The following is a 25,207-nucleotide window of genomic DNA, read 5'->3' on the forward strand; positions in this document are numbered from 1 at the left end:
GGTTCTGTTAATAGGCCATGCTCTGCCAGAACAGGGAGAAGGCGGCATCCCGGTAATGAGGCTGGGACGCCTTCTCCGGCTCACCGATAAAGAAGGCGGCTGCACTCATAAACTGGCTGTGGCACTGCTCCAGCACCAGATCGGCCGGTAATGGACGCAGCAGCCCCTCAACCTGGCCCTGCTCAAGCAGGGCAGGGATAAAGGGCAGCAGCTCGGTGATCGCCTGATGGCGGAGGGTACGATCCTCATGCCCCTGCATCCCGGCGATCTGCAAAAACTGAAGCGCCTTGGGGTGCGCCAGCGCCCAGTCCAGACCACGCTCCCAGTATTGCCGCGCCAGGTGTTGCAGAGGGCAGTCCGGCGGTTCGGTGGTCATCGCCTCGGCCAGCTGGCCCTTCACGCCCAGGTAGAGCGCTTCCACCAGGTCCGCCTTGCTGGGAAAGTGGTGGAACAGCGTGCCCGTGGCCACCCCCGCCGATTTGGCAATCTGGGCGGTGGCCGTGGCGGCGATCCCTTGCTGGACGAAGAGCGTCAGCGCGGTGTCGAGGATCTGGTCCCTTTTGCTCTTGCTCATCTCAATTCCGCAGGAAGAACTTCAGCATCAGTTTGTGGATGGCATTGCCGTAGGGCGGGTGCACGAACTTGGCGCTGTTGAATTTGCCCCGCTTCAGAACCGTCTTGGCTTTGCTGAAGGTCAGGAAACCCTCGTGACCATGATAGTGGCCCATGCCGGATGGCCCGATGCCACCAAACGGCGCGTCCTCGGCTGCCACATGGAGGACGGTGTCATTGATGCTGACGCCTCCCGCATGGGTTTCCACCAGAACCCGCTCCTGCAGCGCCTCATCAAAGCTCATCAGATAGAGCGCCAAGGGGCGCGGGCGCGCCTGAATATAGGCGATCGCTTCGTCGATGCTGTCGTAGGGGACCAGCGGCAGCAGGGGACCAAAGATCTCCTCCTGCATCACCCGCATCTCATCATTGACCCCGGCGAGCAGGACGGTGGCCAGACGATGACGTTCGTCATCCCGGTAGGTTTCGGTGGCCGGAAGTGCCACAGCCCCTTTGGCGACGGCGTCCTCAAGGGTGTCGGTCAATCGCTGATATTGACGGGGGTTCACTACGGAGGTGTAGTCGTCGCTGGCGAGCCCTTTGGGGTAGAAGCGGGCAAAGCGCTTGCGGTAGGCCTCAACGAAGGCGTCCATTTTGTGTCGGGGCAGCAGAACATAGTCCGGGGAGGTGCAGATCTGGCCCGCGTTCAGGCATTTGCCCCAGATCATCCGTTCTACGGCAGTATCGATATCCATATCCGGACCGATGATGGTGGGTGACTTTCCCCCCAACTCCAGAGTCACCGGCGTCAGATTGTCTGCCGCGGCACGCATCACGTGCTTGCCCACTGCGGTGGAGCCGGTGAACAGCAGGTGGTCAAAGGGCAGGGCACTGAAGGCGGCTGCAGCATCGGCCTCTCCCTCAATGATGGCCACCTCATCGTCGTCAAAGGCCTCAGCCAGCAGGGCGCGAATGGCCTGGTTGGTGGCGGGGGTGAACTCCGAGAGCTTGATCATGGCGCGGTTCCCCGCCGCCAGAACGGTGATCAGCGGGCCAATGGAGAGCATCACCGGGAAGTTCCAGGGCACCAGAATGCCAACAACGCCCAGAGGCTGGTAGTGCACCGTCACGCTGGCGGGGCTGAGCAGCAGGCCCGGACTGCGGCGGGAGGGCTTCATCCAGTTACCCAGGCGCTTGATGGTGTAGTCGATGTTGCCCACACAGGGCATCACATCGGACAGCAGTGTGTCGTATTTGGCACGGTGTCCGAAGTCCTGGCTTAAGGCATCACACAGGGCGTCCTTGTGGGAGAGCAGGGCCGCCTTCAGCGTTTCCAGTTTGGCTTTGCGCTCCTCCAGACTGGGCATGGGGGCGTTCAGATAGGCCTGACGCTGGCGTTCCAGCAGGGCGTTCATCTGGCCCGGATGAAAGTGGGGACTCTCTTCCTGGGCAACGGAATCGGTGACATGGGGCTGTTCGCTCACGGGAAGCTCCTTGTGGTGACAAAATGCTCGACTGATTGGTCGGTCTAAAGGTAGCGAACAAAAAACGGCACTGCAAGGTGCCGTTTCGAATGGGGGCTCATAATTCGCCGAGAAGCGTCTCAATTGCGCCGGTGATCTCCGGGTCGTCCGGCTTGGTTTTCGGCGACCAGTAATCCACCAGGTTGCCGTCGCTGTCCACCAGGTACTTGTAGAAGTTCCACTTGGGGGCACCTCCCTGGCGGGCCAGTTCGGCGAAGATCGGGTCGGCATCAGAGCCCCGGACTTCGGCGGGCGTCAGCATGGTGAAGGTAACGCCATAGTTGCGGTAACAGACGTCGGCGGTTTCCGCCTCATCATCCGCTTCCTGGAAAAAGTCATCGGAGGGCATGCCGATGATCACCAGACCCTTGGGACCATACTGCTGGTGCAGCGCTTCCAACTGCTTGAATTGAGGGGTGAAGCCACAGTGACTGGCCGTGTTAACCAGCAGCACCGCTTTGTCGGCGGTCAGCTCACACAGGTCCACGGTTTCATTGGAATGCAGGCGGCGCTTTTCAGTGTCGAGCCAGGCGGGACACTGGGCGGCAGAAACACTGGCGCTAGCCAGCAGCAACAGGGGGAGTAACGCTCTCATCATCGGCTCCTTGCCAAGGTTTGATTCCGTTCCAACGCACCCGGCGGTGTGGGCGATCACCCGCCGGGCAGTTCAGGCCCTCAGGCGGTGATGGTTTTCACCCCTTCGGCAGTACCCAGCAGCAGTACGTCGGCACCGCGCAGGGCGAACAGACCATTGGTGACAACGCCAACCAGGTTGTTCAGATCCGCTTCCAGAGTCTTGGGATCGGTGATCTCCCAGCTGTGCACATCCAGGATCTGGCAACCGTTGTCGGTGATGCAGCCTTCACGATACACCGGATCGCCACCCATCTTCACAATGGCTCGCGCCACGGCGGAACGGGACATCGGGATCACCTCAACCGGCAGCGGGAACTGACCCAGGGTGTCCACCAGCTTGCTCTCGTCGGCGATGCAGATGAACTTTTTGGCCACGGAAGCCACGATCTTTTCCCGGGTCAGAGCGGCGCCGCCCCCCTTGATCATGTCCATGCTGTGGTTGATCTCGTCCGCACCGTCCACGTAGATGGACAGTTCATTAACGCTGTTGAGATCGAACACCTCAATGCCCAGCGCCTTAAGACGTTCGGTGGAGGCTTCGGAGCTGGATACCGCGCCGCGGATCTGATCACGGATGGTGCCCAGACCATCGATAAAGTGATTCACGGTGCTACCGGTACCAACACCAACGATGCTGTCGCGTTCTACGTAGTCGAGGGCGGCCAGCGCGGCGGCTTTTTTCAGGGCGTCTTGAGACATTGTGGGTTCTCCAGAGGGGCGTTTTTTGCCGCGATTATAGTGGGGATACGCGTCGCTGTCGCCCTAAGTAAAGCGGACATAAAAAAGCCAAGGCCGAAGCCTTGGCAAAAAACACAAGAACAGGGAGGGAATCGGTTTATGAGGCTTTGGCCTCAATCACCCGGGGCTCGCTGCCTCCGATGGTGATTTTGCGCGGCTTGAGGGCTTCCGGGATCTCACGCTCCAGTTCAACGTGGAGGAGTCCGTTCTGCAGGTCGGCGCCCACCACCTTAACGTGGTCGGCCAGACGGAAGCGGCGCTTGAAGTTGCGTTCGGCAATGCCCTGATGCAGGAACTGCCGGGCGGCATCGGATTTGGCTTTGGTGCCTTCGATGCGCAGGGTGTCGCCTTCGATTTCGATGTCCAGTTCATCCTGGCTGAATCCGGCGACCGCCATGGTGATGCGGTATTTGTCCTGTTCCACCAGTTCGATGTTGTAGGGAGGGAAGCCTCCTTGTTCGACACGCATCGCTTCGTCCATCACCTTGGCAAAGCGATCAAAGCCGATGGCGGATTTGTACAGGGGGGTCAGATCGATAGTACGCATTGTGTATGTCCTCTATTGAGCAACAGTTGTCAGTAAACGGGCCTCCATTGAGCACCCGTACCCAGGATCTGGGGCGGAGGTATTTGCCTTTCAAGGGGCATGAATAAAAAAATTTCAAAGAGGGCATCGGCCCAGAGGGGAGAGGGTTTTACATCGGCGCCGGGGATTGCTAGCGTGGCGGCACACTGGGAGAACAGCAATAACAACAATAGGGATAAAGCATGACGCAAACCTCCTCTTCAGCTGAACCGTCGCCGTCCGGCGTATTGGGCCTGATCGAACGGATCGGCAAAGCGATCCCCGATCCGGTGATCATCTTTATGAGCCTGCTGGTTCTCAGCCTGATACTGACCACCTTTATTGGCGGGCTGACATTTGAAACTCCCGGCGCCGATGGCGGTGTGGTGGTGCATACCATCAAGGATATGACCGACACCGAGCACGTTCGCTGGCTGTTTGATAACGCCCTGCTGAAAAACTGGCTCGGCTTTGGTGGCGGCGTACTTGGGGTGATCCTGATCGTGATGCTGGGTGTCGGGGTAGCGGAACACTCCGGCCTGCTGACCGCCGTTATCAAAAAACTGGGCACCCGATTGAGCGATCGTTTTTTGGCGCCGGCTGTGGTGTTTCTGGGGATCATGAGTTCCATCGCCACTGATGCGGGCTACCTGGTTCTGGTGCCACTGGCGGGCATGCTCTACGCCGGTCTGGGCAAAAACCCGCTGATTGGTATGGCGGCCGCGTTTGCTGGTGTGTCTGCCGGTTTCAGTGCCAACCTGATCCCCGCCACACCGGTGGACGTGATCATCGGCCTGAATGCCCAGGTGTTTGCCGAGTCACAGGGGGTGCCTTTTGAAACGGCGGATGGCCGGGTTCTGACGCCAGCGACCATGCACTACTACTTTATCTTTGTCTCCACCTTTGTACTGGCGGGGCTGGGGGCCTGGGTGACTCAGCGCTTTGTCGCGCCGCGGTTGAATAAGATGAGCTATCAACTGCCGGAGGAGATGGATCTTTCCGACTTCTCCGTCACGCCGGAAGAGTCCCGCGGACTGAAAGCCGCCCTCTGGGGGCTGTTGCTGGCACTGGGGTTGGTGGCGGCCCTGGCGATGGGCCCGTTGGCGCCCTATGTGGACGAGAGCGGCCGCACGGTTACCCCCTACCTCAATAACGTGATCCTGCTGATTGCCCTGGTGTTTACCCTGGTTGGGGTGGCCTTTGGTACCGCCACTGGCAAATTCCGGGCGCTGAAGGATGTGGTACAGGCGATGGTTAAGCAGATGAACACCATGGGATACATCCTGGTGCTCACCTTCTTCTGCTACAACTTCCTCGGATTGCTCGGCTACTCCGGGCTGGGCACCTACGTCACCTATCTGGGGGCCAGTTTCCTGGAGGCGCTGGGTCTGCAGCAGTTCCCGATCCTGCTGATCGTCGGGTTTATCCTGACTACGGCACTGATCAACCTGTTTGTGGGAGGGCTCACCTCCAAGTGGATGCTGCTCGGCCCCATCTTTGTGCCCATGCTTTATCAGGTGAATCCGCAGATGACCCCGGACCTGGTGGCTGCGGCTTACCGGGTCGCGGACTCTTCGACCAACATCATAACCCCGATGATGAGCTACGCCGGTGTGATCCTGGCCTTTATGCGTAAGTACAAACCGGATCTGAGCTTCGGTGATCTCATTGCCATGATGGTGCCCTACTCGATCGCGTTCCTGATCGCCTGGAGTGCCCTGTTGGTGGGATTCTTTACCTTTGGTATCCCTTTAGGTTTCTGATGGTTAACTTCAGGGCGGCCCAGTGGGCCGCCCTTTTTTGTGCCCGCAGGCTGAAATTGTCCCTGAGTGACTGTTTTGAAACTAAAAAACAAAAATCTTGGGCGTGATGCCCTGACTTTGTGTGCCCGGTCTCACTTTTTCTGTCATCGACTGGGCAAAATGGCGTTCAGTTACGAAAATGCTAACAATGATTTACTGAATGACGCATAAACGTCGATGAGGAGTCGGGATGGAGATGGCAACGGTGTGGGAGTGGGTTGGTTACGCCGCGTCGATCGTGGTGGCGTACTCACTGATGATGTCCGACATCAAGAAACTGAGATGGTGGAACCTGGTGGGAGCGGCACTCTTTGTGGCATACGGGCTGGCGATCTCCGCCTATCCCGTCGCTCTGGTAAACGGCTTTATCGTCTTTATTGACGCCTACTACCTCTACAAAATCTATCAGCACGAAGCGGCGCAAGCCTAGTTCGTCGGGTGCTGAAACCGCCCGAGCCTGAGGAAGTGGTCGGTCTGAACGGCGACCGCTTCTGACAGGAGCATACTGGTGTGGGTGAGTGGCAGCGTAATGTGATCGCTCATCCCTTCCAGACGCGTTTCCGGCAGCAGTACTGTGCCGTCGTGCTCAGTGTCCGACGGCATCCCTCCCAGCAACTGTCCAAACCCGAAACCGGCATTGCCGGCGAGGCTGCCCAGTGCAACCTCGCTGTTCCAGCGCCGCAGGCCATTGGAGAAGAGGCCGTTGTGGCCTGCGTTGCCGATGAAACCGGAAAGGCGCCAGCGGGCCAAACGGTCGGCGAGCAGGGCGCCTTGCAGGGGGCTTCCCAGAGTCACCACCCGGCTGCCTTCCGGCAGTTGGCGGTTCTCCGTGTATTGATGCAGCAGCACACCGCCCAGACTGTGGCCCACCAGGAAAGCGGGCCCTTCCGGGCGGGCGTTATCGATCCGCTGAAACAACTGCTCTGTATCGATATTGACGCTGTTGTAGCTCAGGCATTCGGTTTGCCAGCCCAAGCGGTTGAGGCGGCGCGCCAGCGGCCACATCACCAACTCATGCATGTACAGTCCATGCAGCAACACTACCTTCTGCGTCATATCGCCCCCTCAGTGCTAACGGCCCGAGCCTAACAGCGCAGGCCGCGCGGCGTCCATGATTTTACCCGAGATCCGGGGTGACCAGAGTCAGCAGACCAAAGACCACAAACAGGGCAGCACTGCCCCGGTGGATCCAGGTCATCGGCAATTTGTCGGCAGAGAGTTTGCCCGCCAGAACCACCGGTACGTTGGCCAGCATCATGCCGATGGTGGTGCCGCTGATCACCATCCACAGGTCGTCATACTTTGCCGCCAGCAATACGGTGGCAACCTGAGTTTTATCGCCGATCTCCGCCAGGAAAAACAGTACGAAGGTGGCAAGGAAGGGGCCGTAGCGATAGAGCGGGCTCTCTTCCGCTTCCACCTTGTCGGGGATCAGCATCCAAAGAGCCACTGCGATGAACGAGCCTGCCAACAGGTAACGGCCCATATCGCCATTCAGCCACTCACCAATCCAGGCGCCGAAGTAGGCGGCAGCAGCGTGATTGAGCAGAGTGGCGGCCAGGATCCCCAGGCAGATCACCACAGGCCGGTGAAAACGGGTGGCAAGCACAAACGCGAGTAACTGAGTTTTGTCGCCAATCTCGGCGATGGCCACGGCCAGCGTGGAGGAGAACAGAGCTTCCATAACAGATTGAGACGGGGCGGACTGACCAATTCAACGGCACAATGAACCGCGCCGCCCCGAATTATGCTGGGCGGGCCATTGTGCCGCGAGTCTTGCCAAGTCCGGTGACGCTGGTGAAACCAGATCCGGGACCGCGACCACCATGCTCTGTGGAGCAATTATGTTGATGGCCGCCAACTTGAAGGGTAAGGAGAGGCTACTCCCCCGAGGCGGCGACATTATAGTCAGCGACGCTGCCCATGCACAACCACGCCGAGCTTAATTCGGGCAAGTTGAAGAAGTGTGATCCTCATCACTTGTGGTGATGCGGGCCCCTGACATAGCCTGATTGGGCATTTTACGAGAGAAGATTCATGCACCAGCAAGCGTATTATTACGCTCGATTTTGCCAGCCCTGATGGCATCGTCGAGTGTGAGTTAACCTCCACAGCCACGACGCCATTAGGGCTAATTGAAACCGACCGACGGTCGGGGATCAATTGGCAAGACGGTGTGGTGGCGGACGCGCAACCTTCTCTCCTCCCTCTCCCCAATTTTCCCGCCCTGACGTCAGACGTTTACCCATAACGAACGACGACAATGACACGAAGTAAACTGATTGGTGCCACTCTGATTGTGGCCGGAACCTCCATCGGCGCAGGTATGCTGGCGCTCCCTATCTCTACTGCCGCCATCGGCTTCTGGCCGGCCCTGGCACTGATGACCCTGGTCTGGGCGCTCTCCGGTTACTGCGCTTTGCTGGTGATGGAGGTCAACCTGAAGGTGGGGGCGGATACCAACCTCCACGGAATGACCGGCCAGGTGTTGGGCCCCGTCGCCCAGGGCATTGCCGGTCTGGCGATGCTGGCGTTGCTGTACGCACTGACCGCCGCCTACCTGACCGGAGGCGCCTCACTGCTGAGTCTGAAGCTGGCCCCCTGGTTCAACCTTTCACCCGCCGTCGCCACCGGGGTCTTTACCCTGGTCGTGGGGGGCGTGGTGCTGCTGGGCATGACCTCGGTGGATCGCCTGGTACGGGTACTGTTTGCACTGAAAATGGTGGCGATGGTGGCGGTACTGAGCAGCCTGCTGCCCAAGGCGGAGAGCACCAACCTGATTGCGGATCTGGCCACTGCTGCGCAGGATGGCGGGATCTGGGTGGCTGCGCTGCCGGTGATGATCACCTCCTTCGGTTTCCACGTCTGCATCCCCTCCTTGGTGCGTTACCTGGATGGTGATGTGAAGACCCTGCGCACCGCTTTGCTGTTTGGCTCTGCACTGCCGCTGGTGTGTTACGCCCTGTGGCTGCTGGCGGCACTGGGTCCGCTGACACCGGCGGAGCAGGCAAGCCTGGGGCAGGGTGCTGCGCTGACTGGCCTGGTGAAGGCGTTGAGCCCGGAGTCCGGCTGGCTGGGACAGGTGTTGACCGCCTTTGCCGATCTGGCGCTGCTGACCTCCTTCCTGGGCGTGACCCTCAGCCTGTTCGACTACCTGGCGGAACTGTGCCGTCGTGATGGCAGCCTCACCGGCCGGGGCCAGACCTGGTTGCTGACCTTCCTGCCACCTCTGGCGCTGGCACTCTACCTGCCGGAGGGCTTTGTAGCGGTACTGGGCTTCGCCGCGCTGCCTTTGGTGGTGTTGATGGTGCTGCTGCCGGTGGCGATGGCCCATCGTCTGCGTGGCGAGGCTGGCGGTTACCAGGTGGCGGGAGGCCGGCCGGCCCTGGCACTGGCGGTGGTGGGCGGCCTGACCGTAATGGGCGCGCAGCTGGCCAGTGCAATGTAATCAAATGTTTCTGGCTGGTTAACCCCATATTGACCTTCGTGTTACTCTCGCGGGCGCGACGGGTGTCGTGCCCGCAAGGAACTCGGAGATCAGAATGAACAAATGGATGAGTACACTGGCGTTGCTGCTGCCTCTGGGCGCGGCCGCCAATGAAGGGATGTGGCAGCCCCACCAGCTGCCCGCACTGGCAGAAGAACTCAAGGCGCTTGGCCTTGAGGTGGACGCCAACACCATGAGCGATCTCACCGCATTCCCGATGAATGCGGTCATCAACTTCGGAGGCTGCACCGCCTCCTTTGTTTCCCCCAAGGGCCTGCTGGTGACCAACCATCACTGCGGCTACGGGGCGATCCAATACCACTCCACCCCGGAAGACAACATCCTGGAAACCGGATTCCTGGCCAAAACGCTGGCGGATGAGAAAGCGCCGGTGCCCGGGTACAAGATCTGGATCACCGAGTCCATCACGCCGGTGACCGATCAGGTTGTGGGCGCGGTTGACGCCAACCTGACCGGTGCCGCCTACCGGGATGCCATTGAGCAGCGCACCAAGGGGCTGGTGGCCGAGTGTGAAAGCGAGCCCAACACCCGTTGCGACGTCTACAACTTCCATCATGGTGCCCAGTACTTCCTGATCAAGGAGCTGGAGATCAAAGATGTGCGCCTGAGCTACACCCCCGCTCTGAGCGTGGGTAAGTATGGCGGTGACGTCGACAACTGGATGTGGCCCCGTCACACCGGTGATTTTGCCTTCTTCCGTGCCTACGTCGGGCCGGACGGCAAACCCGCTGAGTACAGCGAAGACAACGTCCCCTACATTCCGAAGCGATTCCTGAAAGTCTCCTCTGCCGGCCTCTCCGATGGAGATTTCGTGATGGTGGCGGGTTACCCGGGCCGCACTAACCGTTACCGCACCGCCGAAGAGGTGAAGACCTACTTCGAAACCGTGTATCCCCAGGCCAAAGTGCTGCGTGAAGAGCTGATCGATCTGATCAAGACCCACTCTGAGCCCGGCTCTGAAGCCCGCATCAAGTACGAAGGCACCCTGGCCGGCCTGGCCAACTACGCCAAGAACTACCAGAGCATGATCGAAGGCTATGCCAAGACCGGCATGCTGGCGGCCAAGCAGAAGGAGCAGGACGCCCTGGTGGCCTGGATCCGCGGTGAAGGCGACCGTGCCGCCAAGTATGGCGATGTGATGGCCCAACTGGATCGTCTGGTGGCGGAAGAGTGGGAGCACGCGGAGCGGGACCTGATCCTCGGTTACCTCCGCTACAACCAGATGACCAACGTGGCCCAGCGTCTCTACCGCCTGGCTCAGGAGAAGCAGAAGCCGGATCTGGAGCGGGAAGCGGGTTACCAGGAGCGTGACTGGGATGGCTTTAAAGCGGGCCTGGAGCGGATGGACCGCCGCTTTGACGCTGAGGTGGACAAGATGATCCTGCACCACCTGCTGATGCGTTACGCTGCACTGCCTGCCGCGGAGCGTGAGCCGGTGCTGGATCGGATCTTCGGCATTGGTGATAAGGTTGACGCCGACAAGCTGAAGACCAAGCTGGACAGCATGTACGCCACCACTGAACTGGCGGATCCGGAAGTTCGTCTGGCCTGGTTCGATAAGACGCCGGAAGCGTTCGAGCATAGCAGTGATCCCTTTATCCGTTTCGCCGTGGCCAACTACGACACCGTGATGGCCAAGGAGAAGAAAGATAAGGAATTGGCTGGTCAACTGCTGAAGGTGCGTCCGCAATACATGGCCGCGATCATCGCCTACAACCAGTCCCAGGGTCGCCCGGTTTACGCCGACGCCAACTCCAGCCTGCGTCTGACCTACGGCACCGTAGGGGGTTACAGCCCGCAGGATGGTCTGGTGGCAACCCCGTTCACCACCATGGAAGGTCTGGCTCGCAAAGCCACTGGCGTGGTGCCGTTTGATGCGCCCGCCAAGCAGCTTGAGCTGATTGCCGAGGGCCGCTACGGCGAGTTCGCCGATAAGGCCGTGGGCTCTGTGCCGGTGAACTTCCTCTCTAATCTGGATACCACCGGCGGCAACTCCGGTTCTCCGACCCTGAACGGTCGCGCGGAACTGGTTGGCCTGCTGTTTGATGGCGTCTACGAGAGCATCACCGGTGACTGGGCGTTCAATCCGGAACTGAACCGCTCCATCCATGTGGACAGCCGCTACATGCTGTGGGTGATGAAGTATCTGGACGGTGCTGACAACCTGCTGGATGAGATGGAGATCGTTAAGTAACACCATTGTCCCGAACCCGGGTTGCGCAAAGATGCGGCAGTCGTGTGACTGCCGCTTGCCAAGTTACGGCCCGGTTGAATAAAGTAGGTGACGTAAGCGGCTATCGTATAATGGCTATTACCCAAGCTTCCCAAGCTTGTGATGTGGGTTCGATTCCCACTAGCCGCTCCAGAATCCAGAAAAACCGACTCGGCTGAGTCGGTTTTTTTGTGCCTGTTGAGACAAAAAAACGGCCCCTCGGGGCCGTTTTTCCACTTGTCGGTCTCGTACCGGCTCAGTAGTGCCAGGGGAACTTGGAGAACTCCTTCGGACGTTTCTCCAGAAATGCATCACGGCCTTCCTGGGCCTCTTCAGTGCCGTAGGCCAGGCGCGTCGCCTCACCGGCAAACAGCTGCTGTCCCACCAGACCATCGTCCGGCAGGTTGAAGCCGTACTTCAGCATCCGCATGGCGGTGGGGGATTTGGAGTTGATCGCTTCACCCCAGCGCAGCGCTTCCTCTTCCAGCTCAAAGTGGGGCACCACCTTGTTCACCATGCCCATCTCGTAGGCTTCCTGGCCGCTGTAGTCAAAGCCGCAGAAGAAGATCTCACGGGCACGCTTCTGGCCGATCATCTTGGCCAGGTAGGCGGAGCCATAACCGGAATCGAAGCTGGCCACATCCGGGTCCGTTTGCTTGAAGATGGCATGCTCTTTCGACGCCAGAGTCAGGTCGCACACCACATGCAGGCTGTGACCGCCACCCACTGCCCAGCCGGGTACCAGCGCAATCACCACCTTGGGCATAAAGCGGATCAGGCGCTGCACCTCAAGGATGTGCAGACGGCCCATACGGGCCAGATCCGCCGTGCCCGCTTCGGCGCCTTCGTACTTGTAGCCATCTTTGCCGCGGATGCGTTGATCGCCACCGGAGGAGAAGGACCACTGTCCCTTCTTAGAGGGACCATTACCGGTGATCAGCACGCAACCTACGTCGGACCATTGACGGGCATGGTCCAGAGCGGTGAAAAGCTCATCCACGGTTTTGGGACGGAAAGCGTTGAGGCAGTCCGGCCGATTAAAAGCGATTCGGACGGTGCCCTGGTCTTTGGCACGGTGGTAGGTGATGTCTTCAAAATCGAAGCCAGGCACCTGATCCCACAGGTCCGGGTTGAAGATTTCGCGCTTGGTGTCAGTCATGGTTCCAGCCAATGGAAGAATGGATGCCAAAAGGCTAGGGAGTTGCTCGATGGCCGTCAACACTGCTGAGCAGGTAACGAGGGCCAGATCCATCACGTAATCCGCGACGAACGCTTTATTGACGAGAGAGTTACAGTATTATGACGACGTGAGTGAACGGGGGTCACTCGTTGTCGATCGCGTTAAGAGAGCATTAGCAAGGGAGCATCATGTTTGAGCGCTGGGTAGTGAAGCCACTGGAACGTGTTCGTATCCGTACCAAGCTGGTTGGGATCTTTATCTTTGGAATGGCGCTGATCGGTGGCGCATTTGCTCTGATGCTGGCGAAGCAGCTGAGCGTGGCTGAGCATTTTCAGAGCCAGATGGCGGCACAGAAAACGGCTCAGAATGCGGTGTACTCGCTGAACAATGAGTTCAAAACCCAGGTGCAGGAGTGGAAAAACCTGCTGCTGCGTGGGCGTGAGCCGAAGGATTACTGGGTGCGGGTGGAGAACCACCAAGCCTCGATTCAGTCCACAGCCCAGGCGCTGGAGTCCCAGCTAAAGACGCTGGGGATGACGCAGGAAGCGGGCGTGATTGCTCAGTTTCGTATTGATCACAAGGCGTTGTTCTCAGGGTACCAGCGGGGCGAGCGTGCACTGGCTCAAGGGGCCAGTGTGGCTGAGGTCGACAGCAGCGTCCGTGGCCTCGATCGGGCCCCGACCAGTGCTTTGATTTCGTCGGCAGAAGCGATGGAGGCTCACCGTGAAGCCAACCTGGCGGCGATGAATGACGCAGTGAAAAGCACCCTGATAGGGGGCGCCTCCGTGATCGGCTTCCTGATGCTGCTGTTTGTCTGGGGCGGACGTACCCTGGCACTGCGGGCTGTGGTGCAACCCACAGAGCGGGTTCGCGCTTACCTGGGCCGCCTGGCTGAAGGGGACTTCCGTACGGAGTTAAAACTGGATCGTGGTGATGAGATGGGCGATCTGGCCCGCTATGCCAACGCGCTTCAGAAGCAGCTGTCCGGGGTGCTTAAAGAGGTGGAACAGAGCGGTCATTCGGTCAGCCTGGCCTCAGAGGAGTTGGATCGTGTCAGTGAGCAGAACGTGGCTCGGGCGCAGATGCAGCGGGACCAGACTCATCAGGTGGCGTCGGCGATGGCACAGATGACCGCTTCCGTGGTTGAGGTCGCCCGTCATGCTCAGCATGCGGCGGACCAGGTCGCCCGCTCGGATCAGGAATCCAATGAAGGGCAGGCGATCCTGAACCGCACCATCGGCGATCTGGAGTCCCTTGACCAGACCCTGCAGGAAGCGGGTGGTGCCGTTTCACGCCTGGCCACTGAAAGCCATGAGATTGGCGGGATCCTGGATGTGATTCGAAACATTGCGGACCAAACTAACCTGCTGGCACTCAATGCGGCCATTGAAGCGGCCCGGGCGGGCGAGCAGGGACGAGGCTTCGCGGTGGTCGCAGATGAGGTGCGCAGCCTGTCTCTGAGAACTCAGGAGGCCACCGGTGAGATCCAGCAGATGATCGATAAGCTGCAGAAGGGGGCGCAACAAGCTGTCGAAGCGATGAGCGCAGGACAGCATGGCAGTCAATGCGGATTGAGCCAGACCCGGGAGGCGGGTGAGGCTTTGGCGAAGATCAGTGCGCAGCTGACTGAGCTGAATGGCATGAACGCTCAGATCGCCACCGCCGCCGAAGAGCAGAGTAAGGTGTCGGAGGAGATCAACCACAGCGTGGGGCAGATCCGCGAGTTGGGTGACCAGGTCGCCAACGACGTGGAGGTGGGGCGGGCTGTCGGCAAAGGACTTCAGCAAAATGCTGACCAGTTGGCGGCTCAGCTCAGCCGGTTCCAGCTGGCGTCAGCGCCCTAACTCAGTAACGCCTGGAGCAGTGGACGGTCTGCGGGAGCCAGGCTGTCCATCTCTACTGCTTCGGGGGCTAACCACTCAATGGCGTCGTGGCTGTCGGTCAGGGTGATAGGCTGCGGCGTCCATTGGCAGCGGTACCCGTGCAATCGCACCACCTTGTCCCCGTAATCGTGGGTGTGGGTGGCAACCCGCTCCAGAACCGTAACCCGAATCCCCAACTCCTCGAACAACTCACGGGACAATGCGCCTTCGTGGGTCTCGTTACTCTCCACTTTTCCACCGGGAAACTCCCACCATCCACTCTGGTCTCGTTCCGGATGACGGCGGGCGATCAGCAGTTGATCCTGGTGGATGAGGAGGGCGGCAACGACCTCAATAGGGGACTGAGACATCATTAAACTCGCGTGCGTTTACAAATAGTCGGAAAAGTTCTGGCTCATTGGGCAAATTTGGAGAATGTGACGATTAGGGTGTCCCATTCTGTCCAAGCTCAATAGAGCCGAGGGATTTTATCCCTATTTTGTGTCGTTTTAACCCCCGGGGTCGAGTTGAAGCTTGGCGGCAACACTGTCATGTTGAGCTTAACCCGGGTGGTTGCACCCGGTACCGACCCAACCAGTCTGGTCGGGTTGTGGGGGACCTGATACCCGGCTTCGGCCGGGTTTTTTTTGTTTTGAATACGACAACGGCGCGTCCATGACGCGCCGTTGTAATCACCGAATAACTCGGTATCTCAGGACCGATTAACGGCCTTTGGGATAGGGGTGAGCAACACCGCGGTGGCAATCCACACAGGTTTTTTGCTCATCCGGGGCTTTGGCGAAGTTACGCTCGTGCATGCGACGGGCGATAGGCTTCATGGCCTCCGGCGGGTTCTCAATGATGTGGTTGTGACAGTTGCGGCAGGTGGAGGAATCGATGCTGCGCAGGTAATCCAGCGCCAGATCCGCTTGCTCCTTACGGTTGGCGTCCAGCCACTCCTGAGTGTTAAACCCATCGATGGTCAAATAACCCCAGATGTCCTTGGATACGATGATCTTCTTGATCAGGTAGTTGAAGGGCTCCTGAGCAATGTGGCACTGCTGACACTGAACCACCATGCCTGCGCGGTTGTTACCGTGAGCAGACGCCAGCACCTCATCTTTCAGAGAGTGGTTGCTGTGGCAGGTCATACAGAACTCATCAGTACTGGTGGCGTGCAGCGTTTGCTGAGTCACAAAGTAACCCGCTACGCCGACGATGATACCAACGGCAATCAGGGTGAAAATGGAGTATTTAACGCTGGGCTTAAACAGGTTTCGCCAATTCATAGTTACCTCAATGAGTATTGATTCCAGACTGGATCCGCACACTCGATTACTTCAAGTTTAGATCCAGCGGATGCGGTCCCTGTTTCTATACTTTTTATCCTTCGCAAGAGGATAACGGTTATGTCTCATACCTACAAACTTATTGAACTAACAGGCTCATCAGCTGTCGGCACCGACGACGCCATCCGCAATGCCATTGCCACAGCGTCACAATCCCTGCATCGATTACGTTGGTTTGAGGTGGTGGAAACCCGGGGACACATCGAGGCGGGCCAGGTGGCTCACTGGCAAGTCACTATCAAGGTGGGATTCACTCTGGACGAGTAGTCAGGCGTCTCGGGGTAGGCCTTTTTCCACGATACGGATCAGTCGTTGCTGCTGGCGGTTCGGTTCAACCGGGGCCGCCAGCTTGGCTGCCTGTTGGGCCAGCGCCCACTGGATGTGTTCATCCACCATGGAATCCACCCGGCCCATACCGGACTCAAGCGCTTTGACGATCGCCGCATCTGCGGGGGCATTGCCCAGTGCCACTGCCAGGTTGCGCTGCCAGCGGCGGAACCCGATGCGTCGTATGGGTGAGCCTTCGGTGTGTTTCAGGAAGGTCGCTTCGTCCCAGCCCCACAGGGAGAGGAGGTCCGGTTGATGCAACGCCGCGCGGATGTGGAAATCGGACTCTTTGGTCAGGGGCGCACTGCGATTCCACGGGCATACCAACTGGCAGTCGTCACAGCCATAGATGCGATTGCCCATCGGTGCTCTTAACGGCTCCGGTATCGGGCCATCCAGTTCGATGGTCAGGTAGGAGATGCAGCGGCGGCCATCCACTATGTAGGGTTCAACGATGGCACCGGTGGGGCAACTGGTCAGGCAGGCGGTGCAGCTACCGCAGTCGCCGTCATGGCGAGTCTCCACCGGCAGTGGCAGGTTAACCAGCAGTTCTCCCAGAAAGAACCAGCTTCCGGCCTTTTTGTTTAGCAAAAGTGAGTGCTTGCCAACCCAGCCCAGTCCGGCATTACGGGCCAGAGGGCGTTCCAGCAATGGTGCGGAGTCAACAAAGGGGCGGAAATCCAGCTCAGGCAAGACCTCCTTAATCCGCTGACCCAGGTGCTTCAGCCGATTACGCATCAGCTTGTGGTAATCCCGGCCCCCGGCGTAGCGGGAGATGTACCCTTTCTCCGGCTGCTTCAGGGTTTGGGCGAAGCCCGCATCCGGTGGCAGGTAATCCAGAGCGACGCTGATCACCCGCAGTGTCCCCGGGTGAAGTTCGTCAGGACGGACCCGCATCTGTCCGTGCCGGGCCATGTAGTCCATCTCACCGTGATACTGGCTTTCGAGCCACTGTTGCAGCCGAGGCCACTCCTCGGTGAGATCCACATCGGCGATGCCGACGGCACAGAAGCCCATTTCCAGGGCGATGGACTTGATTTGGGCCGCAAGCGCGGCCCAGTCAGGTGTAGAAGCGCTCATGGCCGCAAGGGTAGCACCGCCTGCGGCCAGGCCCCATCACTTTTTCAGTTGCAGATCACCGCTGACGGTGTTCAGGCGAATGGACCCGTTACCCTGCCCAATGGTGAACTCGAGGCTCTCATTGCTGACGTACTTGCCGCGACGGGGCGCTTCATCGCTCCAATCGTTGCGGATCCGTCCGCCGGGTCCGGTATCGGCGCTGATCCGGGCATCCAGTTCCCCTTTGATGGTGAGCTGAATATCGCCACTGACGGTCTCAAGAGCGATATCGCCGCTGGAGGCTAATTCGCTCATGGTCAGGGTCATCTCACCACTGACGGTACGGCTGCGAAGCTGACTGACCGGACCCAGAGCGGCTTCGACGTCGCCGGATACGCTTTCCAGGTCGAGCTTCCTGGCCTGGTTTTGAATCTCCAGATCACCGCTTACCGAATGGATGCGCAGTTCACCCAAGCCACCACGCTCCTTGATGTCGCCACTGACGGTCTCAAGATTGGCGCCCTGCTGCAGATCCCGCGCTTCGATGTCGCCGCTGACCGTCTCGACCATCGCCTTTCCGGTGAATTGGGTCAGGACAAAGTCACCGCTTACGCTTTCCATACGTGCGGAGCCCAGTTCACGGGCGTCGGTATCGGCGCTGACAGTGCTGAACTCCAGTGCCCGGCTGCTGGGGTAGTGAATGGTCAGCCTGGCGCCCCGATCCCGGCTGTTTCCGTTGTCGTGCCAGTTATTGGGGAGTTCCAGCTTGATCACTACCGCATCCCCCTGAGACTCAAACTGGAAGGATTCGGTGTCTTCGTCCAGGGTGCCTTTTACTGTCACCTTATCCCCCTCGGTACCAACCAGAGTCACATGGCCCCGCGGTATGGCTACGCGCAAAGCCTGGTCCGGGCCGATGGCCTGGGACTGATCCACCGATTCGGCGGCCAGCAGGGGAGTGAACAGGGTCAGGCTCAGCAGCCCGCCAGTGAGTAATCGTTTCATGGTTCTCTTCCTTACAGTTGTTGCAGACGGCGTTGCTGCTGTTGTTGTGAGTGGATCAGGTCCAGTTCCTTCTGCTGCACCCATAGCCAGAGCTCAAGCAGAGCCGGATTGAATGGGTCCTGTCGCAGTGCCTGGAGCAGTTCCTTGCTGGCCTGCTGCAGTGTTCGTTCCCCTTCACTGGGGGCGGCAGGGCGATCGGAGATGGTCAGGTAGCGGCTTTGCGCGGCCAGTACCTGGGCCTGATGCTGGCTGGCCATTACGTCGAGCATCGCCAGCATCGGTTGCGGATCCTGCTCCTTGCTCTGTCCGGCCCAGAAACCACCCCCCAGTCCCAGCAATGTTCCGAGCAGCAAAGGCAGCATCAGGCTGGCGACCCGTTGCCAGGGCGATTGAGGCTGAGTGACCGGACGGTCCAACTGGCGCTCAATGCCGGGCCACAAGTCACGCTGTGGCGGCAGTTGGTCTGGCAATGCCTGTCGCAGTGTTTCGATAGGATCATGACTCATGACAGCATCTCCTTGAGCATCTCTCGGGCCCGGTGGTACTGGGCTTTGCTGGTACCTGGCCGGATATTCAGCAGGGTGGCAATCTCATCGTGCCGATACCCTTCAATGGCATAGAGCACAAACACCTGACGGGTGCGGGTCGGCAGCCTCGGCAGCAGGCGGTCCAGCCCTTCAAGGCCGGAGTCCGGCGCAGCTGGCTCCTCCTGCCCCTCCAGCGGCAGTATCTTCTGCCACCAGGGCTGACGCTGGAGCTCATTCAGCACCAGGTTCACGGTCAATCGGTGCAGCCAGGTGGCAAATGCGGCTTCAAAGCGGAACTGGGGCAGCTTCTGCCAAACCCGGATATAAACCTCCTGAACCGCGTCTTCCGCTTTGGCCGGATTACCCATCAGGCGAAGACAAAGCGCATAGGTGCGCTGGTGATGCCGTTGGTAAAGGCGGGCAAACGCATTGCGATCGCCACTTTGGGCTCGCCTCAACTCTGCCTGCTCGATCTCGTTGTTCCGGTCCGGTTCTGCCAGCACAGCAGACTCCTTAATTAGCGGGTTCGTCATCTTTGACAAACTGGTGGCAACAAAGGGTTTACATGACCATGAAAAAAAACTGAACGCCAGCTAGATCGGGCTGAAATTGTGGTTAAAGAGTGACCGCTCCCACAGAAAACCCCATTCAGCTTTGGCATTCTTTGCCGCTTCCGTTTTTGACGTATTCAGGGCCAGGGACTGCTGCCATGAGATCAATCCGCGCCACCATCCTGACGGGCTTTACGCTGCTGGTGTTGCTCACCAATGGCCTGGGGCTGTTGGGATCCTATATGGTGGCTAAGCAGGAGCAGCAGTCTTTGGTGGATGCGTCGTTGGCTCAGCGTGCTCGTGTGACCCTGCGTCTGCTGGAGGAGTACCCCTCAGAGAGTGGTAAAGACCTGGTGGACTGGGCGATGGGCGCTTTGATTCGATTGGGGATGGACCAAGGACCGGATTGGGCCTTGAGTGATGCCACCCTGGCCGGTAAACAGACTATGTGGATGCAGGTCTGGATCAATGGCCGCTGCTATGCCCCCTTTGTCGATGCCCAGTGTGACCCTAACAACAGCCTGACCCTTGGCGAAAGTGGCTTTGATGATCAGCCCTTTGCCGGTGAAACCTGGCGAACCTTCTCCGTTTACTCTGTTCATCACGATGCCTGGGTGCAAACCGCGTTCCCTCGCTCCATCGCCAGCGATCTGCTGGCGCAGCGGATGCGGGAAGCGTGGGGCATGCAGATGTTGATTCTGACGCCGTTGACCCTGCTGTTCTCCGCACTGATTGTTGCGATGGCGCTGCGACCCTTGAGAGAGCTGGCCGGTAAGGTCAGTGATGACAATGCGGTGCTGCCTGAGCCGAGCTCCGTTAACACGGAGCTGCGTCCGATTGTGACGGAGTTGCGGGAGCTAAGGGAACGGGCCATCGAATCCCGGATACAGCAGACTCGGCTGGGTAACACTATGGCGCAACGCTGTCAGGCGCAGGTGGATGGCGTGGTGATGGCGATCGCCGAGGGCCCGTTGGGCCAGCGTCGGGCCCGCTATCACCTGGAGAAACTGGAGAAGCAGTTGCTCCAGGCCCGCCTCTGGCTGATCCTTTCCCGACCGGGAGAGCCGGAAGTGGCTCCTCAGGACCTCTATCGCAAAGCCTCCTTGAGCGTGGCCCGCCATTACGGCCTGGCCCGGCGCAAGAACTGCCGTTTGGTGCTGCGGGGGATGGATCGAGGCATGCTGACCCGAATCCCGGAGGTGGCGCTCCGGGGACTGCTTGATGCCCTGATTGATAATGCCTTGCGCTACTCCCCGCCGGATAGCGAGGTGTTGGTGAATCTTCGGAGAGAGGGCAAAGGGCGGGCTTGGGTGACCGTATCGGATGCCGGGCCTGGGCTGACTCCTCAGCAGTTGAGCAATGCGCCGGATCTGACATTAGCGGCTTCCTGGCACCGCTCCGGTTTGGGGCTTGGGATCGTCAGCACCGTGGCGAAACGCTACGGCCTCTCCGTCGAGGTCAGTCGAAGCCAGTTGTATGGGGGAACCAAGGTAAGGGTAGGTTTTCCGATTGAGCGTGGCATCGCGCACACGCCAAACTATACCCCTGCGATGGGGCAGCCTGAAGAGTACGTCTGAACGGCGTCCCACTCCTCTGTGACAGGAGCAGCCAGCACCCTGTCAATCGAACCGGGCAGAGACTGGCCGTCGGCTCTGCTCAGTCTCCCGCTATCGGCACCCCCCGTCTAAGCCGCTCACCGCCGGTTGAGCCGGGTTGGTCTGCAGGCCCATAATGGTCGGCAATGGTCATTACGTATACGTAGCCAAGCCTGAAGCGCTCAGGCATGCCATGGGGGCCCGGCGCCGACACCAAGGCAGATAACGGCTTGCCGCGTTATGCTTAACTAAAGTCATTGAACATTATCGATTTTCAATCAATCAGTGATGACTGAGAAGTCACCACACAGGGCGCTGAGGAGAGTGTTATGCAACCGGTATTTTTTGCCCTCATGTCTCGCATGCAGAATGTCCACCGCTGGGGTAAATCCAACCCGACGCGGGGGGAGAATGTGGCGGAGCACAGTTTCCAGGTGGCGATGTTTGCACACTGTCTGGGGTTAATCCGCAATGAGGTGTTCACCGATTCCCCCAAAGTGGACGAAAACCACCTTGCAGTTGTCGCCATGTTCCATGACGCGGCCGAGGTGCTGACGGAAGATGTGAACAGCGGCATCAAGTACGGAGACCCGCGCATGCTGGAGCTGTGCCGGGAGATGGAATCGATCGCCTCTCACATGCTGATTGGCACGCTTCCGGTGAATCTCCAGTCTCGCTACGCCCCGCTGATCCTGCACGGAGAGGACAAAGAGACTGCCCGCTTTGTGAAAGCGGCCGATCTGCTCTCCGCCTACACCAAAGCGCTGGTTGAGCTGCGCGCAGGGAATAAGGAGTTTGAGGGGACTGAGCGTAAGGTGATGGCCGCCCTGACCCCTTATATCGACTCGATGCCCGAGGTGGAGTGGTTCCTGAAGCAGCTTGTGCCCGCCTTCCAGATGACCATCGATGACCTGGTGGAAGCGGCTTTTACCCCCGGGGAGTAAGGCAGGCTCGGAACTGTGATCACGATCCCTTCATTGAGGCTGACACCTGTTCATAAATCAATTAGGTTTGTCTTACTCAATCGGTATCTTTGAAGGCCAGTATGAACAAGCTTCCCAGCCTGAAAAACCTCTACTACCTGGTGCAGCTGCATCAGGAGCAGAACTTCAACCGTGCCGCCAAGGCGTGTCATGTCAGCCAATCCACGCTGTCGTCCGGGATCCAGAATCTTGAAGAGCAGCTGGGAGGCCAGCTGATCGAGCGTGACCATAAGTCGTTTATGTTTACGGCACTGGGTGAGGATGTGGTAACCCGGGCCCGGAACCTGCTGGCTGAAGTGCAGGAGATGACGGACCTGGCCCTCAGCGCCGGCGAGCCGATGGCGGGCACCATCCGTCTGGGTTGTATCCCGACCATTGCGCCGTTCCTGCTGAACCGTGTGGTCAAGGAAGCGGGTAAGCAGTTTCCCAGCCTCTCTCTGTTATTGAGAGAGGACACCACCGACAACCTGATTGCCGCGCTGGGCAATGGTGAACTGGACCTGCTGCTGTTGGCGTTGCCGGTGGACACCAGCGGTTTCCACAGCATGAAAGTGGGGATCGACCCCTTTAAGATGGTGGGCCACCCTGAGCAGATGGCGATGGGAGAGGTGAAGTACGAATCCTTACCGGATCACAGCATCTTCCTGCTGCAGCGTGAACATTGCATCACTGGACACGCCATCAGCGCTTGTCAGATGCAAAACACCACCAAGGTGAACCCGTTCGCGGCCACCAGCCTGCACACCCTGGTGCAGATGGTGGATTCCAAACTGGGCACCACCTTCCTGCCACAGATGGCGATCGACTCCGGCATCCTCAATGGTACCGAGCTGGAGATCTATCAGCCTCCGGGCGAAGCCCCCTACCGGGAGATCGGCCTGGTATGGCGTCAAACCTCCAGCCGTCTGCGTACCTTCAGGACGTTGGGGCAGATGATTCAGGAACTGCTGCCGGCTGCGGAAGCGTAACGGCGTAGACCTTCACTTCCTGCTGTTTGCCTTTCAGGCGCATGGGTCCGAGGGCTTCGATATCGAACTCCTCGGACTCGCTGAGCATATTGCGAACCCGCCCGGAAATCAGCAGATCCCGCTTGAGCGGACCACACTGGTCCTGCAGGCGGGCCAGGGTATTCAGCACGTCGGAGAAGTAACTGATCTCCTGTTTGTCCACACCCACCACTGCAGCCATCACCTTGCCACCATGCAGTGCACCTTTGAATCGCGGAAGGAAGCCATACTGCTCAATGAAGTAGTGGCGGTTCCACTCCAGATTCTGCACAAAGTCGAAATAGAGCCCCAGCGTCTGGGTCTGATCCTGTCCCGGTTTGATCTTCCAGCTCACGATCACGGCATCGCCAATGTAGCGATAGATCTCGCCACCGTGGCGCTGTACGGTGCCGGACAGCAGGTCGAAGCAATCCTGCACCAGACGGCTGAAGCGGTAGTCGCCCAGGGCTTCCGCGTGCGGTGTTGAGCCCACCATATCCAGAAACAGGAACAATCGCTGCTCATGACGGGGACGGTGGTACTTGCCCAATCCCATATTGACCAGATTGCGCCGGCCAACCAGAAGAATCATCTGCTCCAGAAACGCCAGCCACAGGCGAACCAGCACCAGATAAACCACCAGGATCTGAGTGGAAGCGGAGTTTAGAATGCTCTGCGTGAGCTGCTCGTAGCGCAGGTCCAGGTTGGGATCCGGGGCCCAGGTGTTAAGCCACAGGGTGATCTTGATCAGCACCAGCGCGCCAATCATCAGGAACATCCCTTTGAACAGAACCACCATCAGGTAGCTCATGCGGCGGATGGGACTGACAGCGGTGATCAGGTTGGAGAGCCAGTGGAGGCAGCCCAGAATGGTACCAAGGTAGATGGAGAGGGTGGTCATGTCCGCGCCGGTAACCGCCCACTCTGGTGCGACCGGGCTAAGGGCGTAGCGGAAGATCACAAAAGCGGCCATCGCCAGAGTCCAGGCGATCACCGCAAATAATAGTTTCTGTAGCTCTTGGCCGGCTTGCAAGATTCGTTACTGCGCAAAAGTCGATAAAAACGTGGGTGTTGCGCCGTAGCGACGGCACAGGGCGCAGATTGTAATCAATATCCGGATCCGCCTCCAGTGATCTCGAACAAAAATCGACTCGGTTCAGTGTGAAGGATCACAAGTAATATTGAGCTAATAGGTCCGCAGTGAATCGGCTTCTCAGGTAAAAGCCTCGTGGCAAAGTCTGAATTTTCTCTCCCTCAGGGCCGATCGCTTCGGTCAGCACCCGTCGGTTCGCCGCCTTGGGACGAAGCTGAAGGTACTCCCCCTGGTGAGCGGTGATCTGCTCAACTTGTCCCAGAGCAACCTGCTCCATCAACTCCTCCCAGTCACGGCGTAGCACCGCCATCTGTTCAGCATTGGGCTCCCACAGCATTGGCATACCCACATGGCGCTGCGCAGGGGGGATATGGCGGCTGCCTTCGACCGGTATCCACAGCACTCTGCTTAACTTGTGACAGACCACTGAGTCCTGCCAGCGCAGGCCACGCAGGTCGGTCAGGGGACAGACGCAGATATAGGTGGACTCAAGGGGCTTGCCCTGCTCGTCGATGGGCACACTTTTCAGCTCGACCCCAAGATGGGGAAAGTCGGGTTCCGGACGGGAGCCCGCGGAGGCACCTAGCCACAGCTCAAGCAATTGACCGCCCCAGCCTTTATGACGTTTCAGGTCAGTGGGAACAGGAACGCCGAGTTGCGCGGCGATCTCACCCAGCGTGAGGCCGGCCATGGCGCATGCGCGCGCCATCAGCTGTTCGAGCGATTGTGGGGGAGTGTGAGGCATCCCGCCAGTCTACCCAAGGGGATCAAGCAGAGCCAGAGAGGGCTGGGCAAAAAAGAATCAAACGAAAAGATGGCGACTTATCTACAGGGGACATTCTTGCTTAAGTTTCTGATCAATATGACTAAATGAACAAATACGCGAAGCTTGCCGCCCATTGAGTTGGATTTATCCTTAAGAAAGGTCAGATTTATGCACAGGCTTGTGCACAGGTTGATGGGATAACTTGCCATTTTGATCGCTTAACAGAGATCTGTGCCGGGCACAATCCCTAAAAATTCCCCCTTTCTGTGGACAAAAAGCGGGAAATATTGGTCGGAGGTGCGTTGCTTTTGCAGTTGGGCGATCTTTGAACGATCCAAGTTTCGATCCCTTGGGGATGAAATTGTGTATCCGCTAAACAATTGATTAA

The 25,207-nt window shown here is 58.9% G+C and carries 25 protein-coding genes, 1 tRNA gene and 1 riboswitch; of the genes, 10 read left to right on the forward strand and 16 right to left on the reverse strand.

Features of this window, described 5'->3' with window-relative positions; all coding sequences use genetic code 11:
* Positions 1-7: 7 nt before the first annotated feature.
* From KUV52_RS17610 to KUV52_RS17630, 5 genes are all read right to left on the reverse strand, one after another.
* Positions 8-574, reverse strand: coding sequence for a TetR/AcrR family transcriptional regulator (locus tag KUV52_RS17610; protein ID WP_222527249.1), 567 nt, complete (start codon positions 572-574; stop codon positions 8-10).
* A gap of 1 nt (position 575) precedes the next feature.
* Entirely contained in the window at positions 576-1,967 is a 1,392-nt protein-coding gene (locus KUV52_RS17615; RefSeq protein WP_222527358.1) for a coniferyl aldehyde dehydrogenase, read from the reverse strand.
* Between the two features lie 166 nt (positions 1,968-2,133).
* Positions 2,134-2,670 carry a glutathione peroxidase gene (locus KUV52_RS17620; RefSeq protein WP_222527250.1) on the reverse strand — a complete coding sequence of 179 codons (537 nt, stop codon included), beginning with the start codon at positions 2,668-2,670 and terminating at the stop codon, positions 2,134-2,136.
* Between the two features lie 80 nt (positions 2,671-2,750).
* A complete protein-coding gene (rpiA, locus tag KUV52_RS17625) occupies positions 2,751-3,410 on the reverse strand; it encodes a ribose-5-phosphate isomerase RpiA (protein WP_222527251.1) in 660 nt (219 codons plus the stop codon).
* Positions 3,411-3,546: 136 nt separating this feature from the next.
* A complete protein-coding gene (locus tag KUV52_RS17630; RefSeq protein ID WP_222527252.1) occupies positions 3,547-3,996 on the reverse strand; it encodes an Hsp20 family protein in 450 nt (149 codons plus the stop codon).
* A gap of 221 nt (positions 3,997-4,217) precedes the next feature.
* Here KUV52_RS17630 and KUV52_RS17635 point away from each other — a divergent pair, with 221 nt between their 5' ends.
* Both KUV52_RS17635 and KUV52_RS17640 read left to right on the forward strand, forming a co-directional pair.
* Positions 4,218-5,777, forward strand: a complete 1,560-nt coding sequence (locus tag KUV52_RS17635; RefSeq protein WP_222527253.1) for an AbgT family transporter — start codon at positions 4,218-4,220, stop codon at positions 5,775-5,777.
* A 229-nt stretch (positions 5,778-6,006) separates the two neighbouring features.
* The gene (locus tag KUV52_RS17640) at positions 6,007-6,246 is read left to right on the forward strand and encodes a YgjV family protein (RefSeq protein ID WP_222527254.1); all 240 of its coding nucleotides are present in this window, start codon (positions 6,007-6,009) and stop codon (positions 6,244-6,246) included.
* On the opposite strand, the gene KUV52_RS17645 is transcribed toward KUV52_RS17640, so the two are convergent.
* Both KUV52_RS17645 and KUV52_RS17650 read right to left on the reverse strand, forming a co-directional pair.
* The gene (locus tag KUV52_RS17645) at positions 6,243-6,872 is read right to left on the reverse strand and encodes an esterase/lipase family protein (RefSeq protein ID WP_222527255.1); all 630 of its coding nucleotides are present in this window, start codon (positions 6,870-6,872) and stop codon (positions 6,243-6,245) included. The two genes, KUV52_RS17640 and KUV52_RS17645, sit on opposite strands and share 4 nt — an antisense overlap.
* 61 nt (positions 6,873-6,933) lie before the next feature.
* Positions 6,934-7,500, reverse strand: a complete 567-nt coding sequence (locus KUV52_RS17650; RefSeq protein WP_222527256.1) for a TMEM165/GDT1 family protein — start codon at positions 7,498-7,500, stop codon at positions 6,934-6,936.
* A 98-nt stretch (positions 7,501-7,598) separates the two neighbouring features.
* Positions 7,599-7,710: riboswitch (yybP-ykoY riboswitch) on the reverse strand.
* Between the two features lie 369 nt (positions 7,711-8,079).
* On the opposite strand from KUV52_RS17650, the gene KUV52_RS17655 reads away from it, so the two are divergent.
* The 3 genes from KUV52_RS17655 (at position 8,080) to KUV52_RS17665 (ending at position 11,689) form a co-directional block, all read left to right on the forward strand.
* Positions 8,080-9,264: an aromatic amino acid transport family protein gene (locus tag KUV52_RS17655; RefSeq protein WP_222527257.1), complete on the forward strand. Its 1,185-nt coding sequence runs from the start codon at positions 8,080-8,082 to the stop codon at positions 9,262-9,264.
* Between the two features lie 94 nt (positions 9,265-9,358).
* A complete protein-coding gene (locus KUV52_RS17660; protein ID WP_222527258.1) occupies positions 9,359-11,518 on the forward strand; it encodes a S46 family peptidase in 2,160 nt (719 codons plus the stop codon).
* Positions 11,519-11,614: 96 nt separating this feature from the next.
* Positions 11,615-11,689, forward strand: a tRNA-Gly gene (locus KUV52_RS17665).
* A gap of 103 nt (positions 11,690-11,792) precedes the next feature.
* Here KUV52_RS17665 and KUV52_RS17670 read toward each other — a convergent pair.
* Positions 11,793-12,695, reverse strand: coding sequence for a 1,4-dihydroxy-2-naphthoyl-CoA synthase (locus KUV52_RS17670; protein WP_222527259.1), 903 nt, complete (start codon positions 12,693-12,695; stop codon positions 11,793-11,795).
* A 209-nt stretch (positions 12,696-12,904) separates the two neighbouring features.
* Between KUV52_RS17670 and KUV52_RS17675 the strand changes: the two genes are divergently transcribed.
* Positions 12,905-14,560 carry a methyl-accepting chemotaxis protein gene (locus KUV52_RS17675; protein ID WP_222527260.1) on the forward strand — a complete coding sequence of 552 codons (1,656 nt, stop codon included), beginning with the start codon at positions 12,905-12,907 and terminating at the stop codon, positions 14,558-14,560.
* Here the strand turns inward: KUV52_RS17675 and KUV52_RS17680 are convergent.
* Both KUV52_RS17680 and KUV52_RS17685 read right to left on the reverse strand, forming a co-directional pair.
* A complete protein-coding gene (locus tag KUV52_RS17680; RefSeq protein ID WP_222527261.1) occupies positions 14,557-14,949 on the reverse strand; it encodes a (deoxy)nucleoside triphosphate pyrophosphohydrolase in 393 nt (130 codons plus the stop codon). The genes KUV52_RS17675 and KUV52_RS17680 overlap by 4 nt on opposite strands.
* Positions 14,950-15,300: 351 nt before the next feature.
* On the reverse strand, positions 15,301-15,867 hold the full coding sequence (locus tag KUV52_RS17685; protein ID WP_222527262.1) for a NapC/NirT family cytochrome c: 567 nt from the start codon (positions 15,865-15,867) through the stop codon (positions 15,301-15,303).
* 120 nt (positions 15,868-15,987) lie between these two features.
* Between KUV52_RS17685 and KUV52_RS17690 the strand changes: the two genes are divergently transcribed.
* Positions 15,988-16,194: a dodecin gene (locus tag KUV52_RS17690; protein ID WP_222527263.1), complete on the forward strand. Its 207-nt coding sequence runs from the start codon at positions 15,988-15,990 to the stop codon at positions 16,192-16,194.
* Here KUV52_RS17690 and queG read toward each other — a convergent pair whose 3' ends face one another.
* From queG to KUV52_RS17710, 4 genes are read right to left on the reverse strand one after another with little or no spacing between them, the layout of a single operon-like run.
* Complete coding sequence (gene queG, locus KUV52_RS17695) at positions 16,195-17,334, reverse strand: tRNA epoxyqueuosine(34) reductase QueG (RefSeq protein WP_222527264.1); 1,140 nt, start codon at positions 17,332-17,334, stop codon at positions 16,195-16,197.
* Positions 17,335-17,370: 36 nt separating this feature from the next.
* The gene (locus tag KUV52_RS17700; RefSeq protein ID WP_222527265.1) at positions 17,371-18,318 is read right to left on the reverse strand and encodes a DUF4097 family beta strand repeat-containing protein; all 948 of its coding nucleotides are present in this window, start codon (positions 18,316-18,318) and stop codon (positions 17,371-17,373) included.
* Positions 18,319-18,329: 11 nt separating this feature from the next.
* Positions 18,330-18,824, reverse strand: a complete 495-nt coding sequence (locus tag KUV52_RS17705; RefSeq protein WP_222527266.1) for a hypothetical protein — start codon at positions 18,822-18,824, stop codon at positions 18,330-18,332.
* The gene (locus KUV52_RS17710; RefSeq protein WP_315900194.1) at positions 18,821-19,348 is read right to left on the reverse strand and encodes an RNA polymerase sigma factor; all 528 of its coding nucleotides are present in this window, start codon (positions 19,346-19,348) and stop codon (positions 18,821-18,823) included. Before KUV52_RS17710 ends, KUV52_RS17705 begins: the two co-directional genes overlap by 4 nt.
* A gap of 206 nt (positions 19,349-19,554) precedes the next feature.
* On the opposite strand from KUV52_RS17710, the gene KUV52_RS17715 reads away from it, so the two are divergent.
* The 3 genes from KUV52_RS17715 (at position 19,555) to KUV52_RS17725 (ending at position 22,942) form a co-directional block, all read left to right on the forward strand.
* Positions 19,555-20,973 carry an ATP-binding protein gene (locus tag KUV52_RS17715; RefSeq protein ID WP_222527268.1) on the forward strand — a complete coding sequence of 473 codons (1,419 nt, stop codon included), beginning with the start codon at positions 19,555-19,557 and terminating at the stop codon, positions 20,971-20,973.
* 347 nt (positions 20,974-21,320) lie between these two features.
* Entirely contained in the window at positions 21,321-21,935 is a 615-nt protein-coding gene (gene yfbR / locus KUV52_RS17720; RefSeq protein WP_222527269.1) for a 5'-deoxynucleotidase, read from the forward strand.
* A 101-nt stretch (positions 21,936-22,036) separates the two neighbouring features.
* Positions 22,037-22,942 carry a hydrogen peroxide-inducible genes activator gene (locus KUV52_RS17725; RefSeq protein WP_222527270.1) on the forward strand — a complete coding sequence of 302 codons (906 nt, stop codon included), beginning with the start codon at positions 22,037-22,039 and terminating at the stop codon, positions 22,940-22,942.
* Here the strand turns inward: KUV52_RS17725 and KUV52_RS17730 are convergent.
* Entirely contained in the window at positions 22,890-23,933 is a 1,044-nt protein-coding gene (locus tag KUV52_RS17730; RefSeq protein ID WP_222527359.1) for an adenylate/guanylate cyclase domain-containing protein, read from the reverse strand. The genes KUV52_RS17725 and KUV52_RS17730 overlap by 53 nt on opposite strands.
* Positions 23,934-24,129: 196 nt before the next feature.
* Complete coding sequence (mutH, locus tag KUV52_RS17735; protein ID WP_222527271.1) at positions 24,130-24,798, reverse strand: DNA mismatch repair endonuclease MutH; 669 nt, start codon at positions 24,796-24,798, stop codon at positions 24,130-24,132.
* Between the last annotated feature and the right edge of the window lie 409 nt (positions 24,799-25,207).

This window comes from Ferrimonas balearica (assembly GCF_019802055.1).
Classification (GTDB): Bacteria; Pseudomonadota; Gammaproteobacteria; order Enterobacterales; family Shewanellaceae; genus Ferrimonas; species Ferrimonas balearica_A.

Excerpts from the sequence above, each read along its gene's own strand:
- KUV52_RS17725 (WP_222527270.1), top strand. The coding sequence starts at position 22,037 with ATGAACAAGCTTCCCAGCCTGAAAAACCTCTACTACCTGGTGCAGCTG.
- KUV52_RS17655 (WP_222527257.1), top strand. The coding sequence starts at position 8,080 with ATGACACGAAGTAAACTGATTGGTGCCACTCTGATTGTGGCCGGAACC.
- KUV52_RS17685 (WP_222527262.1), bottom strand. The coding sequence starts at position 15,867 with ATGAATTGGCGAAACCTGTTTAAGCCCAGCGTTAAATACTCCATTTTC.
- KUV52_RS17690 (WP_222527263.1), top strand. The coding sequence starts at position 15,988 with ATGTCTCATACCTACAAACTTATTGAACTAACAGGCTCATCAGCTGTC.
- mutH (WP_222527271.1), bottom strand. The coding sequence starts at position 24,798 with ATGCCTCACACTCCCCCACAATCGCTCGAACAGCTGATGGCGCGCGCA.
- KUV52_RS17730 (WP_222527359.1), bottom strand. The coding sequence starts at position 23,933 with ATGGCCGCTTTTGTGATCTTCCGCTACGCCCTTAGCCCGGTCGCACCA.
- KUV52_RS17675 (WP_222527260.1), top strand. The coding sequence starts at position 12,905 with ATGTTTGAGCGCTGGGTAGTGAAGCCACTGGAACGTGTTCGTATCCGT.
- KUV52_RS17615 (WP_222527358.1), bottom strand. The coding sequence starts at position 1,967 with ATGAACGCCCTGCTGGAACGCCAGCGTCAGGCCTATCTGAACGCCCCC.
- queG (WP_222527264.1), bottom strand. The coding sequence starts at position 17,334 with ATGAGCGCTTCTACACCTGACTGGGCCGCGCTTGCGGCCCAAATCAAG.
- rpiA (WP_222527251.1), bottom strand. The coding sequence starts at position 3,410 with ATGTCTCAAGACGCCCTGAAAAAAGCCGCCGCGCTGGCCGCCCTCGAC.
- KUV52_RS17715 (WP_222527268.1), top strand. The coding sequence starts at position 19,555 with ATGAGATCAATCCGCGCCACCATCCTGACGGGCTTTACGCTGCTGGTG.
- KUV52_RS17640 (WP_222527254.1), top strand. The coding sequence starts at position 6,007 with ATGGAGATGGCAACGGTGTGGGAGTGGGTTGGTTACGCCGCGTCGATC.
- yfbR (WP_222527269.1), top strand. The coding sequence starts at position 21,321 with ATGCAACCGGTATTTTTTGCCCTCATGTCTCGCATGCAGAATGTCCAC.
- KUV52_RS17645 (WP_222527255.1), bottom strand. The coding sequence starts at position 6,872 with ATGACGCAGAAGGTAGTGTTGCTGCATGGACTGTACATGCATGAGTTG.
- KUV52_RS17670 (WP_222527259.1), bottom strand. The coding sequence starts at position 12,695 with ATGACTGACACCAAGCGCGAAATCTTCAACCCGGACCTGTGGGATCAG.
- KUV52_RS17650 (WP_222527256.1), bottom strand. The coding sequence starts at position 7,500 with ATGGAAGCTCTGTTCTCCTCCACGCTGGCCGTGGCCATCGCCGAGATT.
- KUV52_RS17635 (WP_222527253.1), top strand. The coding sequence starts at position 4,218 with ATGACGCAAACCTCCTCTTCAGCTGAACCGTCGCCGTCCGGCGTATTG.
- KUV52_RS17680 (WP_222527261.1), bottom strand. The coding sequence starts at position 14,949 with ATGTCTCAGTCCCCTATTGAGGTCGTTGCCGCCCTCCTCATCCACCAG.
- KUV52_RS17610 (WP_222527249.1), bottom strand. The coding sequence starts at position 574 with ATGAGCAAGAGCAAAAGGGACCAGATCCTCGACACCGCGCTGACGCTC.
- KUV52_RS17630 (WP_222527252.1), bottom strand. The coding sequence starts at position 3,996 with ATGCGTACTATCGATCTGACCCCCCTGTACAAATCCGCCATCGGCTTT.
- KUV52_RS17660 (WP_222527258.1), top strand. The coding sequence starts at position 9,359 with ATGAACAAATGGATGAGTACACTGGCGTTGCTGCTGCCTCTGGGCGCG.
- KUV52_RS17620 (WP_222527250.1), bottom strand. The coding sequence starts at position 2,670 with ATGAGAGCGTTACTCCCCCTGTTGCTGCTGGCTAGCGCCAGTGTTTCT.
- KUV52_RS17700 (WP_222527265.1), bottom strand. The coding sequence starts at position 18,318 with ATGAAACGATTACTCACTGGCGGGCTGCTGAGCCTGACCCTGTTCACT.
- KUV52_RS17705 (WP_222527266.1), bottom strand. The coding sequence starts at position 18,824 with ATGAGTCATGATCCTATCGAAACACTGCGACAGGCATTGCCAGACCAA.